This window comes from Mesorhizobium sp. 2RAF45, assembly GCF_052115225.1.
In the GTDB taxonomy this organism is placed as follows: Bacteria; Pseudomonadota; Alphaproteobacteria; order Rhizobiales; family Rhizobiaceae; genus Mesorhizobium; species Mesorhizobium jarvisii.
In genome coordinates, this window is sequence record NZ_JBFRGG010000001.1 from 249387 (window position 1) to 264440 (window position 15054).

At 59.4% G+C, this 15054-nt stretch carries 10 protein-coding genes; 4 read left to right on the forward strand and 6 right to left on the reverse strand.

Annotated features, from left to right (window positions below; genetic code table 11):
* The first annotated feature begins 37 nt into the window (after positions 1 to 37).
* Positions 38 to 601, forward strand: coding sequence for a hypothetical protein (locus tag AB4Z43_RS01205; RefSeq protein WP_246675335.1), 564 nt, complete (start codon positions 38 to 40; stop codon positions 599 to 601).
* 475 nt (positions 602 to 1076) lie between these two features.
* On the opposite strand, the gene AB4Z43_RS01210 is transcribed toward AB4Z43_RS01205, so the two are convergent.
* The 5 genes from AB4Z43_RS01210 to AB4Z43_RS01230 all read right to left on the reverse strand — a co-directional run bounded on the left by AB4Z43_RS01210 (position 1077) and on the right by AB4Z43_RS01230 (position 8783).
* Positions 1077 to 2096: an ATP-dependent DNA ligase gene (locus AB4Z43_RS01210; protein WP_441935420.1), complete on the reverse strand. Its 1020-nt coding sequence runs from the start codon at positions 2094 to 2096 to the stop codon at positions 1077 to 1079.
* A complete protein-coding gene (gene ligD / locus AB4Z43_RS01215) occupies positions 2093 to 4762 on the reverse strand; it encodes a DNA ligase D (protein WP_441936137.1) in 2670 nt (889 codons plus the stop codon). The genes AB4Z43_RS01210 and ligD overlap by 4 nt, the downstream gene beginning before the upstream one ends.
* A gap of 277 nt (positions 4763 to 5039) precedes the next feature.
* Entirely contained in the window at positions 5040 to 6581 is a 1542-nt protein-coding gene (locus AB4Z43_RS01220) for an alpha,alpha-trehalose-phosphate synthase (UDP-forming) (protein ID WP_441935421.1), read from the reverse strand.
* A 172-nt stretch (positions 6582 to 6753) separates the two neighbouring features.
* The gene (locus AB4Z43_RS01225) at positions 6754 to 7824 is read right to left on the reverse strand and encodes a sensor histidine kinase (RefSeq protein ID WP_441935422.1); all 1071 of its coding nucleotides are present in this window, start codon (positions 7822 to 7824) and stop codon (positions 6754 to 6756) included.
* Positions 7825 to 7955: 131 nt separating this feature from the next.
* A complete protein-coding gene (locus AB4Z43_RS01230) occupies positions 7956 to 8783 on the reverse strand; it encodes a hypothetical protein (RefSeq protein WP_441935423.1) in 828 nt (275 codons plus the stop codon).
* 310 nt (positions 8784 to 9093) lie between these two features.
* Between AB4Z43_RS01230 and AB4Z43_RS01235 the strand changes: the two genes are divergently transcribed.
* Entirely contained in the window at positions 9094 to 9954 is an 861-nt protein-coding gene (locus AB4Z43_RS01235) for an alpha/beta fold hydrolase (RefSeq protein ID WP_441935424.1), read from the forward strand.
* Between the two features lie 73 nt (positions 9955 to 10027).
* Here AB4Z43_RS01235 and AB4Z43_RS01240 read toward each other — a convergent pair whose 3' ends face one another.
* The gene (locus AB4Z43_RS01240) at positions 10028 to 10255 is read right to left on the reverse strand and encodes a hypothetical protein (protein WP_441935425.1); all 228 of its coding nucleotides are present in this window, start codon (positions 10253 to 10255) and stop codon (positions 10028 to 10030) included.
* 167 nt (positions 10256 to 10422) lie between these two features.
* On the opposite strand from AB4Z43_RS01240, the gene AB4Z43_RS01245 reads away from it, so the two are divergent.
* A complete protein-coding gene (locus tag AB4Z43_RS01245) occupies positions 10423 to 13764 on the forward strand; it encodes a DEAD/DEAH box helicase (RefSeq protein WP_441935427.1) in 3342 nt (1113 codons plus the stop codon).
* Positions 13765 to 14474: 710 nt separating this feature from the next.
* Positions 14475 to 15005, forward strand: a complete 531-nt coding sequence (locus tag AB4Z43_RS01250) for a YciE/YciF ferroxidase family protein (RefSeq protein ID WP_202322604.1) — start codon at positions 14475 to 14477, stop codon at positions 15003 to 15005.
* Positions 15006 to 15054 lie beyond the last annotated feature (49 nt).

A 15054-nucleotide genomic window follows, 5' to 3' on the forward strand; every position in this document is an offset into this window, starting at 1 on the left:
GCCGTACGCTGTTCCATCGATTTCTCAGGACATCATGATGACCCAGAACGACACCGAACTGACCGCCCGTCTTGCGCGCGAGCATGGCATCTCCGAAGGAGCTGTCACCGCTGTTCTAGACGCTTTGCGGCGTGGCGGCGGGACCATGGCCCAGTTCAGCCATGTCGACTTCGGAGGCATGTCGCAATGGTCTTCCGGCATGACGATGGTCGGCGACATGTTCAACGGCAGCCTCAAGGCGAAGCTCAACGCTATCGCGGGCGAGCTGTCCGCCTACCTCCGCGATCATCCAGCCGAGGGGCGCAACGACGATACGAATGTGAGCTATCGCTCGGCTGGTTTGGCAACCGCCGGCTCGTGGTGGCCTGACGAGTTTGGAAGCCCGTCTGCCGCTGGCTCCCAGAACCATATGCGGTATGCGGCGTTTAACGAGAAGCGCCGTCTGGTCATCGACGATCATGGAAATACGATAATCTACGATACCGGAGATCATCGCATATCTGGTGTTTCACAGAGCCAGAGCACGGACACGACCCTGACCTTCGTCAGCCAGCACGGCGTGGTCCGCGTCTCTGATCTCCAGCGCGTCGATGCCGCTTAGGTCAGGCCCGCAATTACGCAAACAGTAACGCTCATTGGCGCACCTGCAGCGCAGTAACCGGAGGACTCCACAATGACGCAATCGACACCGATGCCACCTAACCCAATGGTTGAGCAGCCTGCCAGCGAGGTTTTTCGGACCATCAACGGGGGAGAGCTCCCGCTGTCTAAATCCGGTCAGCAGCAGGCGGTGCAACCTCAGCACTCACCGAAGGCACCGAGCGGGTATGAGAACTTTCGGTGACGCCGAACGAGTCACTGCAGCGGAATTTGGCTCGGCGGATTCAGGAATGGATAGTCCCAGGCGCATTGACGCGCTGATCGATCAGCGCCGCCGCCGGAGCCAGTGGGTCGTTGCGGGAATCACGCCAGAGGCCCAGCCTCACTACGAAAGGGATCAAGAAGCGAACATTGGGCAGTCGAGCGCATAGGGCTAAGGTTTGAGCGCAACGCGCGCTACAGACCGCGTGCCGATTTCATGTTTTCAGCATCTGTTCGAAGGTGCACTGCTTGGGATTCTTGTCGGGGCGCCATCGCAGAAATTTGGTACCGTGCCGGAAGCGATCATTCGTGACGTGATCGAAGCGAACTTCGACCACCAATTCGGGGTGAAGCGGTTCCCACTCCCCACTCCTCTCGGTGCTCCAGCGGCTTGGGCCGCCCGGAGCCTTGCCGGTAAAACCAGGAGGCGATCGCAAAGCTTCGAGTTGTCGGGTCAGCTGCGGTCGATCCTCCCGCGCGATTGTCGACGTGAACCCCACATGGTCGAGCTTGCCCAGGTTATTGTAGAGACCCAGCAGCAGGGAACCGACCTCACGCGCATTTGCCAGATAGCGAAAGCCTCCGACCACGCAATCGGCTGTACGCAGCCGTTTGACCTTGACCATGGCGCGTTCGCCGGGCTGGTATTCGTCGTCGACAAGCTTGGCGACAACGCCGTCCGTCGAACCGTGACCGGATGCGCCAAGCCACTTCGTTGCTGTCGCCAAATCCCGAGTACAAGGAGACAGTTCGATATCGGCATGACCAGCCGATTCTACGAACAGTTCCAGAGCTTGGCGCCTTTCGGACAGCGGCTGGTCCATCACGTTGAAGTCCGCCCTAGCCAGCATATCAAACAAGATCAATCTGGCGGGGGTTTCGACAGACAGCTTTCGAACCCTGCTTTCCGCTGGATGCAATCGCATCTGCAGCGCATCGAAAGAGAGCGCGCCATTCACCTCGATGACGATCTCACCGTCGACCACGAAATCAGTGGCCGTCAGAACACGCAGCATCGAGACGACTTCCGGAAAGTATCTGCCGAGCGGCTTGCCAGACTTTGCTCTCAGGTCGACCTCATCGCCAGCTTTGAAGGCAAGGCAGCGGAAGCCGTCCCATTTGGGTTCGTACTGCCATTGGCCAGCGCTGTCAGGCAACGTGGCGGCAGCCTTTGCCTCCATCGGTTCCGTGTCCAATGGGACGGCGAAAGACGGTTTTGCATGTTTCGATGTCATGCCGCTAGCTTTGCTGAACCGAGCCGTTTGATGGCGCTCGCGATAGACCTTTCGCCATCGTCGTAGTCGGCCCAGGCAACCGTCTTCTTCAGCAACCCCGGGACGGTGCGGACTGTGTATTTTTTCGGGTCGAGATCCGCCTTCACCTGGCTCCAGGTCAGTGGCATGGAAACAGTTGCACCTTCTCTGGCACGCGGTGACAGGGGTGCAACGGCCGTCGCCATGCGATCATTGCGGAGGTAGTCGAGAAAGATCCGGGACGTCCGCAACTTCTTGGCCATGTTGACGAGGTAGAGATCCGGACGGTCCGCCGCCATTTGCACGCACACTGCCTTCGCGAAGGCCTTGGCCTCGGGCCAGTTCGTTTTGCTGCGCTGGCCTGCCAGCGGCGTCACAACGTGCAGGCCCTTGCCGCCCGTGGTCTTGCAAAAGCTGACCAGCCCCAAATCTTCGAGACGGTCGCGCATCTCCTTGGCGGCCGCGACAACTTCGCCAAAGGAAACCTCCGGACCGGGATCCAGGTCGAAAACCAGCCTGCCGGGAACCTCGGGATGAGCGGGATGGCAATTCCAGGGGTGCAGTTCCAGGCCGCCGATCTGGGCGATCGCAGCTAGGCCCTCGACGCGGTCGATCTGCAGATACGGCTTGTGGTCGCCGAAGACTTTCACCAATTCCAGCAGATTGGACGTGCCAGGCATGGCGTGGCGCTGGAAGAACTGCTCGCCGGCGTAACCGTCCGGCGCGCGCACGAGTGAACAGGGGCGGCCCTTGAGATGCTTGATCATCCAAGGGCCAACGGCCTCAAAGTATTCCGCGAGGTCGAGCTTGGTGACTGGCTTCCCACCATCACCGGCATTCGGCCAAAGCGGCTTGTCAGGTTTCGAGATGATGACGCCCATGACGATTGGGGTTTTTCCGGTCCGGCCGGGTCCTCTGGCAGGTTCGGCAATCTGCGTGTCCTGTGGCTCGGCGGGACGCTCGGCCTCAACCTCCTTTGCTGGCTTGTCTTCGCGAAGGCCCTTGAAGGCGGCCTGCCTGACATTGCCGCCGCCGGTCCAGCCGGCGAACTCGATTTCCGCAACCAGTTCCGGCCTCGTCCAAAAGACGGTTGAATCCTTTTTCGGTGCGCCATCGCCTGTAAACGGCGACTTGGCCGCCATCATCTCCTTCAGCCGCGGCAGCAGTTGCCTGACCTTTGCCTCGCTGTATCCGGTCCCGACACGGCCGATATAGGCGAAATGTTCGCCCCTGTTGACGCCGACCAGCAATGAGCGGAATTTTCCGTTGGTCGTCGACCAGCCGCCGATAACAACCTCATGCCCGGCGCGGCATTTCGACTTTGCCCAGGTGTCGGTTCTGCCAGAGACGTAGGGTGCATCAGCTTTTTTGGAGATAATGCCTTCGAGTTCAAGTCGGCAGGCAGACTGCAGCACAGCGTCACCGCCATTGGCGAAGTGCTCGACATAGCGGATGAGGTTCTCCTCAGCGCGCTCAACCTCCCCGATCATCTCATTTAGCCTTACCTTGCGTTCCGAAAGCGGCTGCTTTCGAAGGTCGACACCGTCCGCAAACAGCAAATCAAATGCAAAGAAGATCAGGTCTTTTGTCCGGCGCTCCGACAACGCCGCTTGCAAGGCGGCGAAATCCGGTGCGCCATTTTCGCCGAGCGCCACGATCTCACCATCCACGATAGCGTTGGAAAGGCTGGCCGCCTCTTTTGCAATGGCGCCGAACTTCTCTGTCCAGTCCAAGCCTTTTCTGGTCTTCAGCGTGGCGACGCCATCTTCGACCCGCAGCTGGACGCGATAGCCATCGAACTTGATTTCGTGAACCCAGTTTGCTCCTACAGGCGGCCGGGAGAGCGTCGCGCAAAGCTGTGGTGCGATGAAGTCGGGCATCTTGACCGCATCGGCACGAACGGCGCGTTTCGGACGTGGCGATGCATTCGGCGACGGCTTTGGCGATGCCTTTGACGACTTTGCGCGTTCCTCAGCGGCGAGGCCGCGATTGCTGTCCCACACGGCGTCCGCATCGGGCACCGATGAGCCTTGCATCATGAACGGCTTCGGGCCGGCCCCCTTCCCGGCAGCAATCTTTTCCATCCTCCGGCCCGAGGCGACGGACCGGTCCTGCGTCAGCACTGCGTCGCCATTGCCATCAGTCGCGTATTTGTCGCGGTGCTTGATCAAAAGCCAGTTGGTTCGCTTTCCGCCATTGCGGTCGTGCTTCATGCGCACGAGAACGAAACTTCCATGCAGGCGCTTGCCGTCAAGCGTGAATTTCAGATCGCCTTTCTCTAAGGCTTGTTCAGGAGACATAGCGCCTTCTGGCTCCCAATACCCACGGTCCCACAGCTGGACGGTGCCGCCACCATATTGCCCTTTGGGGATCGTGCCTTCGAAGTCGCCGTAGTCCAGCGGATGGTCCTCAACCTCTACCGCAAGGCGTTTATCCTGAGGATCGAGCGACGGACCTTTGGTGACGGCCCAGGACTTGAAGACACCGTCGAGCTCGAGGCGGAGGTCGTAGTGGAGCCGTGTGGCTGCGTGTTTCTGGATTACAAACCGTAGCCGGTTTGATTTCGCGATCAAACGCTCGCCGCTGGGTTCTTTCGTTTTGGTGAAATCGCGTTTGGTACGATAGGTAGATAGCTCGCCCTTTGTCATGGAAATGCCCCCGGCTGATGACGCAACGCGACTCAACGTCTTTGACGACATTTGGTTCGGTCCGCGGCATTCCAGTCCGGTTTTGCCGTGTTTCGGTTGGAACTCTGGCGCCGCCTGCTTCGGAAACGGCGGCGCCGGATATTTTCGTGCACCGGCCTGCATCGCGCCGCCGAACTTGGTAATTCCGCATGAAAGCGGCCTGCTCGCCGCCACACAGCTGCTTCCCTTTGTAAACTCGGTGAAGTCAGGCCGCTTGCAGGATTAGTGCAAACGCACACTACCCCTCGCCCGCGAGCGCGGCGAGAAATGATCGCCGCCATTCTGCTGCGTCATTGCACCTGATGCGCTTGAGCAGTGCGCCGTGCCTAGCAATTCGTTCATCAAGTGGCATCACGAGCGCTTTTGCGACGGCATCGGCAACCTCGTCAACCGCATAGGGATTCACGATCAGGGACTCCGCAAGCTCTTCCGCCGCACCTGCAAAACGAGACAATACAAGCACTCCGGGATCGGCTGGATCCTGGGCGGCGATGTATTCCTTTGCCACGAGGTTCATCCCGTCACGCAAAGGCGTGACCAAGCCAACCTGGCTGGCGCGCAACAGACCAGCTAGCCGCGAGCGCGCTACGGCTCGGTGGATGTAGCGGATCGGGGTCCAGGCCAGATCGGCGTACTTCCCGTTCACCGCGCCAGCAGTTGCCTCTAGCTGTGACCGGATGTCAGCATAGGCGGTGACCTCCTCGCGCGTGGGCGACGCAATCTGCAAATAAGTTGCCGCCCGCTCTTGTTCAGGGTGCCTTTCCAGCAGGCGAGCGAAAGCCTGCATGCGGCCGGGCAGACCTTTGGAGTAGTCCAGCCGGTCGACGCCGATGATTTGTTTCAGTCCCAGAATCTGGCGGCGCATGGAATCAATCTGGACATCCTCGGCCGCGTCGTTGGCCATGCGAGAGAATGAATCGACGTCGATGCCTATTGGGAAGCACTTCGACAACACTGTCCGGCCATTTGCCTCAGCTGCGCCGTTGGCATCAAAGGTCGTGGAATTGGTGGCCTGCGCCGAGCGCCGAAAATTCGCCACGTCCGTTTCGGTCTGGAAACCCACAACGTCATACTGAAGCAGATCGCCGACGAGTTCCTCATGGTCGGGTGTGGCTACAAACAGGTCAGGCGGCGGGAACGGAATGTGCAGGAAAAAGCCGATCCGATTGCGGATTCCGAGCCGCCGCAACTCGGCGGCCAAGGGGATAAGATGGTAGTCGTGAATCCAGATTAGGTCGTCGTTGCCCGACAATAGTCCCACGAGCGCTTTCGCAAACCGCGCATTGATCTGCCGGTAGGCGTCTAGAAACTCTGCCTGGTGGTTCACTAGGTCTAGCCGATAATGGAAAAGCGGCCACAGCGTACTGTTTGCGTAGCCGTTGTAATATCGCGAATACTCCTCGCGCGGCAGGGTGAGCGCAGCCGTCTCGATCCTACCCAAGCGTTCGAGGCGGATCAGCGGTTGGTCGCTCGCGACAGAGTCCTGATGTTCGTCGCTTGCTCCGAGCCATAAGCCACCACGCTCGGCCAACGCATCCGCGACACCAACCGCCAGCCCGCCGGCTTGCGACAGATCGCGAATGTTCCCCAGCCTATTCGAGATGACAACCAGTCGGCGCGCAACGTTGGCGATTTGCCTGGGCTCGGCCAATCCGCCCTGGCCATGAGTGGCATCGCCAGACCTTTGCGAGGTAGCGAGACTTTCGTTGGGTCGCTGAAACAAGGCAAATCCTGAGCTTGAAGACCGCTTGGCAACGGTCTGGGCATCCGATTGTTCCACGAAATTCGCCGTAGATTGTCTTGCTGTGCCACGCAAATTTTCGGCCTCGCGCCGGCCATGCCAGAAATGCGCACGCAACGACGAAAGCCCTGCGCACGCCAGGGAGTTGGGCCGGAGCCAGCGTCCGCAATCCCACTCGGGGTAGTGTCTCACATTATGGCGAGATGAACTTTTAGGTCGTTGCCCCCGCAATTGTCTGCCTGGAGAGGCTTACATGGAAAACGCAAAGCAGGCCGGATGGCTCGTATCGCAAGACAACTCCGCCAGATTGCTCATTGTCGAAAACGCGCGTCAGCAATTGCGTTCCAAAGCCCTTGCGCGTTGCAGGTATGACCGGAGGCCCTCCTGACTCACGCCATTTCAGCTTGAGTTTACGCCCATCCTCCTCGCCGGTAATCGTCCAGGCGATTGAAATTGTCCCGGCCCCGTTCGAGAGCGCCCCGTACTTGATGGCGTTGGTCGTGAGCTCATGAAGTGCCAAAGCAAATGAAAGCGCTACGGTTGGCGGAAGCCAGACATCCTCGCCGCTGATCCGAAAACGGTCGAGCGGTGCGTGCGCGGTGATCGAGTTGGCGATCAGATCGCCGAGGTCCGCGCCGCTCCAATTTTGGCGTGTCAGGGCATCGTGAGCCTTCGCCAGCGAGACGAGCCGGCTGGACAGGTTGCGTCCTGCCTCCGGCAGATCCGCGGCGTTGCGGATTGTCTGGGTGGCGATCGATTGGACAACCGCCAGCGTGTTCTTCACCCGGTGATTGAGTTCGTTGAGCAGCAGCTGACGTTGCTCTTCACCACGCTTACGCTCCGAGATATCCAAACTGATTTGCACGGCACCAATGATGGATCCGCTCGGATCGCGGATCGGACGTGCGCTGGAGAGCAGGTAACGGTGAACACCCGACGGCAGAATGTATGCAAATTCCTGGTTGTCGATCGTCTCACCGCGCATCGCCCGGCTCAAAGGACGATCTTCGCGAGCGACACGCTGCCCGTCCTTGACGGCCACCGTGTCAATTACGAGATCGGGTTCGCCGAATGGCTTGGACGTTACTGTCGGTAGGCCCATCAACTCGGCCGCGAAGCGATTTCGGATAACCTGGCGAGCTTGAGGGTCATAAGTAAACCATACGGCCGCCGGCACCGTCTCAAGCACGGTCTGCAGCTCTCGCGTGCGTTCCGTAATAGCGTGCTCTGCATTGACCATCGCCTGGGCGATCGTGGCGAACTCGGCCACCGAGGTGGACATTGGCCGAACTTCGCGGCCATTACCAAGCGACTCTGCGCGGCCAGCAAGATCAATCGTGGCTTGGGTCAGCTTTTTTCCAACGATGTAAGCGAGGGCAAGGGAGATGAGCAGCGCCGCCGCGCCAGTTCCACCTATCGCTGCGAGCGAACGCCAAAGCGGCGCCTGGACTTCCGAGAGCGGCACATTGGCGGTGTAAAACCATCCAGAGTACGGAGAACGGTAGTAACCAGCAGCAGCGTTGTCCCTTCGAAATTGCGGGCCGTGAAACTACCATGAGGCCCGACGATTTTTTCGACATACTCCGGCAACCCAGGCTTTCCCGTCATCTCCTCGTGTTGCTTCGACCGTGCAACGTAACTGCCGTGGCGATCGCCAATGCCCACCGTCCAGCCTTGCGGCACGGCGGGCAACATGACATCGCGAATGCGGGCAGTCGGCACGGATACCGAAAGCAGCCACTCTTCACCGTTCGGTCCGGACACGCGTCTCTCGACCGCCGCCCGATAGTCCGTGGTGTCTTTGGCCGCGAACACATTGCTGACCGAGATGCCGCCCGATTTCAGCTTATCGCGCTCGTCGGTCGTCACAGGGTCGACGGGCGGCAATGGCTCTCCCTGTGCAATCTTCGTGTTTGCAAGTTGGCGGCCATCGAGGTCGCGCAATGCGATGATCTTATCCGTGCCCTGCGCAAGCCGACGCGCTTCATCCCCAAACGCTTTCAGATCCCCCTTTGCGAGAGACCCCGATTTTGACAACCCATCGAGGATCGTCTGTAAATTGAGGAGTTCGGCCTCGACCACCAAGGAGACCTGGCGTGCCGTCTGCAAGGCATCCTGTTCAAAGCGGCTTTGTTCATGAAGCGCATATTCTACAAGGAGGTAGGCAGCAAACAGCCAGACTGGCAAAACGGCCACCGCGATAAGACCAAGCAAATGAGCCCGAGCCGATCGACGAGGCATGCCACCCTCCGGAAATGGGCTAACCATAGAGACAAGAAAACAAACAACAAGGGACAGCGCGCAGGCATGAGAGCGCCAGCGATACCCCGAGGTTTGGTTGCTTTGATACTACCGACCGGCGGCTCTGCAACGGCTTGCAAGCTTTTCGCTCCATCAAGTGTTGATGGCAAGGACAAATCTATCTGACGGGGAGCCCGTCACGTCCCGGGATTATTCCGACTGGGGCACGGAGAAATCGCGATCCCGCCGTGAACCGTTCCTCGGTGAGAAGGTTCTATAAGCTCATGGTTGACCTGTGGGTAGATGGTACATGTTCGACAACTTCGAGCTTGAAATGATTGATACCGAGGGCGGACCGATACGGCTTCGGCACGGCGGATCTGGGCCGCCGCTGCTTCTGATCCATGGCCATCCCCGCTCGCATATGTCGTGGGGCCAAGTTGCGGACTTGCTGTCAGCAGATTTCAGGATCGTGTGCCCGGATCTTCCGGGGTTCGGGCGCTCCTACATACCGGCGGACGACCCGGAAAGCAGGTTCTCGTCCAAGCGGGCAAAGGCGGCGGCGCTCGTGGAGGTCATGAAAGGGTTGGGCCACGACGCTTTCTTCGTTGCGGGGCATGATCGTGGCAGCCTGGTCGCTTTCAGAATGGCTATGGACCATTCCGATTTGGTGCGAAAGTTGATTACCGTAGATGGGTTGCCAGTTATTGAGCATCTGGAGCGTGCCGACTGGAAATTTGCCCGCGATTGGTACCACTGGTTCTTCTTCGCTCAACCCGAGAAGCCAGAACGGGCCATCCTGGCAGACCCAATGGCATGGTACAGCGCCTTGCGGCCAGATGAGATGGGACGTGAGGCATATGACGAATTGGTTTCCTTCATCCACGATCCTTCTGTCGTCCATGGGATGATCGAAGACTACCGCGCAGGTGTCAGGATCGACCATCGCCACGACCGTGATGATCGGGATGCAGGCCGGAAGGTGCGCTGTCCGATGCTTTGCCTCTGGTCGCTCGACGATGACTTGGAGCAGATCTATAACGATCCGGTCGCAATATGGAAGCACTGGGCCGACGACGTCGGAGGCTTTGGGATAAAGAGTGGGCACCATGTCGCCGAAGAAAATCCAGCCGTTCTCGCAGCAGCATTCAAGGCCTTTCTTCAAAAATGATACCAGTCGATCGATCGCCGTTGCGTGCCAGTTACCTGATCGTCTGAAGCTCGACTGACCCGGCGACCGGACCTCAGCGTTCGACCCGCACGCAGGATTGCATCGGTGCGAGCTCCTGCTCAGAGCAGCGAAGGACCGGCCGCGCGGGGTCGGAAATGTCAAGCTTGTCCCACGCAATCCGATAGATCCCTTTGCGATGGCGCAGCCGAACGAGGTCGAGCAGGGCCGCGCCGATCGACGAGGCGGACAGACGCTCGAACGCCGCGACAATGCCGACATGGTACTCAGTGACATCTTGCACGTCCTGCCGCCGAGGGGTCACTCGGCGAAGGGTCAAAGGACAGCCAATCGCACGCTGTCCGTTGGCCGCCGCATTCGGGCTACACGCCTTCTTGAAGCGCGCCCGCGGCCTTTGGAACACACCGTGCGCAAGCTCGTTAGAAGCGGGCAACCTCGGACCGATATTTCATGAAACGACAAAAAAACTCAAAACCGCCGATCGATGTGGTTGGGTCGAGCACGCTTTCAGAATCGGATGCTCCGAGCGAAGAACACGCAAAAAGATCGCGTCGTATACCAGCTGCGGCGATTGCCGCGCGGCTGGTCAAAGCCGTACGGGATGGCGGCGCGGATGACATGATTTTCATCGCACGGAGCGAGAACCAGGCAGAAGAAGTCTCAATTTCTTTCAAGCAGTTTATGCCGGAAACGCAGGTGATTTTATTGCCGCCGTGGGACTGCCTGCCGTACGACCGTATCCAGCCATCGCGTGAAAGCATGGGACGACGCGCAACCGCGCTTCTCACTTTGACCAAGCCAGCCAACAGTCGCGCTCGCCTGGTCGTGATGTCACCTGAGGCGGCGCTGCAGCGCTTTCCTCCTGCCGATGCCATTGCGAAGGCCTTCACATCCCTGGCCACCGGCGACCGCGTGGATGTTGAGGCATTTTGCAATCGCCTGCAGACTTATGGCTACCTGATGGATGATCGGGTCGACGAGCCTGGGGAATTCGCTTTGCTTGGTCAGGGCATCGAGGTGTTTCCATCAGGAGCGCCACATCCCTATCGGATTCTAATCGAGCGTGGGGTTGTCGACAGCATTCGTTCATACAACCCGGTGTCGCAACGCACAGATGAGAGTTTCGAAAACATCACGCTCGCGCCTTCGACGGAGTTGCTGGAATGCAGCTCAGCGCCGGCTGAACCTGTAGAAACACAATGCATGGAAATGCAGATGGTCGGGGCCAGATACAAGCTCAAGACCATCTTCGAACTCTTGTCGCACGCCCGTATCGCAATGGAGCCGGCTGTGGACGAACGCTTCGACGCCGCGATCGCGTTGATCGACGACGCCCGGCGGATGCGCGACAGGCAGCAAGGCCGCAAGCCGACCGCAGAACGCTTCTACCTGGATCGCCCGACCCTTGATAAGCACTTGGCGAAACGTCGGATGGAGCTTGATTTGCATGGCTTGTCGCCAACGCCCGACTTTATCGTCGAGATCAACCCGTCAAAGGCCATGGCGAACTTTATTGCCGAACAGATCCAGACCGGCCGGCGTGTCGCCCTCGCCGGCCCTGCGGTGGACCTCGATCGGATGGTCAAGACGCTGCAGCGTCATCTGACCCTTGATGTCGGCCACGCCGAAAGCTGGGCATCGGCACTGGGCGCCGAGCCCGCAACCTTGGTCAGCCTCAATGTCGATATCGACGATGGCTTTGTCGATGACAAGGCCGCGCTTGCGGTCGTATCGGCCGCCGACGTCTTCGGTACACGATTAAACCCGGGAGATCATGGAGCGCCCTCTCTCGCTCAGGAGCCAGAGTTGCGAATCGGCGACGTCGTTTTGCATGAAGATCACGGCATCGCCGTTCTGCGAGACCTTGAGACCGTCGAGGTCGAGGGGATGGTCACCGATACCGTACGGCTTGAATATAATGGAGGAGCGACGCTTCTGGCGCCCGTAGAGGAATTCGGCCGCATCTGGCGTTACGGGGCCGATGAAGAGGCAGTGACACTCGACAGGTTGAAAGGGGATGGCTGGGCTAAGCGCCGGGCACAGCTCGACATGGAGATTGCTGAGGCGGCAGAACAGCTTGTCAGACTGGCTGCCGAGCGTGACAGAACTGGTGCCCGAGCGTTGAAACCACCGCGTATTCCTTACGCTCGTTTCGCCGGAAGGTTCCCCTATCCGGAAACCGCCGATCAGGCCGAGGCGATTGCCGCCGTCATCGACGACCTGTCATCCGGCAAGGCGATGAACAGGTTGATTTGCGGCGATGTTGGTTTCGGCAAGACTGAAGTGGCCTTGCGCGCTGCCGCCGTTGTCGCGTTGAATAGTTGTCAAGTCGCCGTCGTCGCACCGACTACAGTGCTGGCGCGCCAGCACTACGAAACATTTTCCCGCAGGTTTGAGGGCACCGAGGTGAGTGTAGCCCTTCTTTCGCGCGTCGTCAGCGAGGCCGAGTCAAGAAAGGTCAAGGCAGGGCTCGCCGACGGATCGCTTCGAGTCGTCGTTGGGACCCAGGCAATCGCGGCCAAGGACGTCAGCTTTGCCGACCTCGGTCTGCTCGTTATCGACGAGGAACACCGCTTCGGCGTCAAACTCAAGCAAACGCTTCGCGGCCTCGGCCAGAAGCTGCACGTTCTGTCGATGAGTGCCACTCCCATACCGCGTACGCTTGCGGCAGCCATGGTTGGTGTGCAGGAAGCCAGCCTGCTTTCTACGCCACCGGCAAGGCGGCGTCCGGTGCGCACAGAACTTGCCCCATTCGATCGAGCGTCGGTCAAGACAGCACTCATCCGCGAGCATCGACGGGCTGGCCAAAGTTTCTGCGTGGTCCCACGCATTGAGGACATCGAGCCCACGCTTGCTGAACTGCGCAAATTGCTGCCCGAATTATCCGTGCTGGTGGCCCATGGCGACATGAACGCCGCCGAGATGGACGAGGCTATCGTGACCTTTGCCAACGGGGATGGCGACATCCTTCTGTCGACAAACATCATCGAGAATGGCCTGGATGTGCCACGCGCCAACACCATAGTCGTGTTTCGAGCGGACCGGTTCGGGATGGCTCAACTGCACCAGTTGCGCGGCCGTGTCGGCAGGGGGCGGGTGCAAGGTTTGGCATACTTGTTAACCGAGGCTGGGAAGGACATCGCGCCGCAAACGCGCTCGCGGCTCTCGACACTGCTCGCTTTCGACCGGCTCGGTTCAGGGCTTGCCATCAGTGCCCGCGATCTCGACCTGCGCGGCGCGGGCGATCTGGTTGGAGAGGAACAAGCCGGCCACATGAAGTTGATCGGGTTGAGCCTCTATCAGCGGCTGTTAGCGCGGGCGGTCGATAAGGTGCGGGGTAACAATGACACCTCGACCCTTGAAATCGAGATCGAGCTGCAATTCTCGGGCACTCTTCCGTTCGACTATGTTCCCGAAGCTGTGGTGCGCCTCAATCTCTACTCGCGTCTGCAACGCTTTGGGACCCTCGCTGAAATCGATGCTTTTGCCGAGGAGCTTGAAGATCGGTTTGGAAAGCCGCCACCTGAGGCGGCCATGCTAATCGATTTCGCACGCCTCAAGGTTGCGGCGGCGAAGGCCGGCATCTCCAAGATCGGCGCTGGCCCCGTTGCCATAGCCATCGAATTTACGACGCCCGGTTCCAAATCCTACAGCCGCTTGGCCCAGCGCACCGACTGCGTTCGACGTGACGGGCGGCTCATCTTTAAGATCGCCACCCAGCCCGGGCCGGAGCGGATAACCGCTGTTCATGGACTGGTGCTAGACGCTTTGGAACCGGCCCATCCGGCGTGATCGAAGCTCAACACTGGCTGGGCAGGTCCACAGACGATACCTCGTCCCATTGAGGGCCTGCCACGGCGAGCGCCTAGCGCGATACTGGCTGGTCCGCTGGCAAATCCGACTGAACTTGGCTTCCTTCACTGATCGATATGATCCCGTGCTTGAAAAATACCGTGTTTGTCTCCCGGCCGGAATGCTCGAGCTCTCGCGGCCTGACAGCCAGTTCGCAATAGCCTTTCGTGCTGCACTGGTCTACGAGGCTCGACAACCGGGCATTCTCGCTGCTGGCACGAAATTGCCTCCCGTCAATCGTAGTCACCACAAATTCAGTCATCTTGTTCTCCCATCGTTGGTGAAATGTTTACTTGATTGCTCGGGTCGCTCGGCTTGCCAAACGGACCTCCCCGAGACTACGGATGAAGGACGATGCGTAACCCGCGCGGAAGCAGTTCGTTCCCGTCGGTGCAGCCCCCGTATGGCGCCGTTCGTCGTGCATCAAGGCGGTCATCCGTTGAAACGCCCAGCAGCAAACAGGAGTTCAAACGATGGCACCGAGCAGGTGCGCCGAGCACCAAAGCTCGGCCAAGTTTCGCGTCGCTTTTGAAAAGCTTTCCGAGGCTAAAAAAAAAATTATCACACCCGATATCCGGAGGAACCCGCCGCGATCATCCGAGTTGGATTAGCACCCGAAGGGGTAATTTCAACCAAAAGGAGATTGTCAGATGGCAGCCACCAAGAAAGCCAGTGCCAGCCCCAAGGGCCTCGAGGATCTGTTCCTCGACGGCCTCAAGGACATATACTACGCCGAAAAGAAAATTCTCAAAGCCCTGCCAAAGATGGCAAAGGGCGCAGAGGACGCCCAGGTGTCCGCCGCTTTCGAGAAACATCTTGTCGAGACGGAGGGCCAGGTCGAGCGACTTGAGCAGGTGTTTGATATCCTTGGCATTGCTGCGCGCGGCAAGACCTGCCCTGCCATCGACGGCATCATCGAGGAAGGATCCGAAATCCTGGAGGAATACAAGGGTTCGACCTCGATCGACGCAGGCCTTGTCGCCGCCGCGCAGGCGGTCGAACACTATGAGATCGCGCGCTATGGCACGCTGATCGCCTGGGCGACATCGCTGGGCAAGGATGACATCGTCGAACTCCTCAACGCCACACTCGAAGAGGAGAAGGCCACCGACGATGCCCTGACCTCACTCGGCGAGTCCGGTGTGAACGACAGGGCGGCCGAGCAGCAAAAAGCGGCTTGATCTCACGCACTTTAAAAAGGGCCACGGCGACATCGTCGTGGCCCTACCG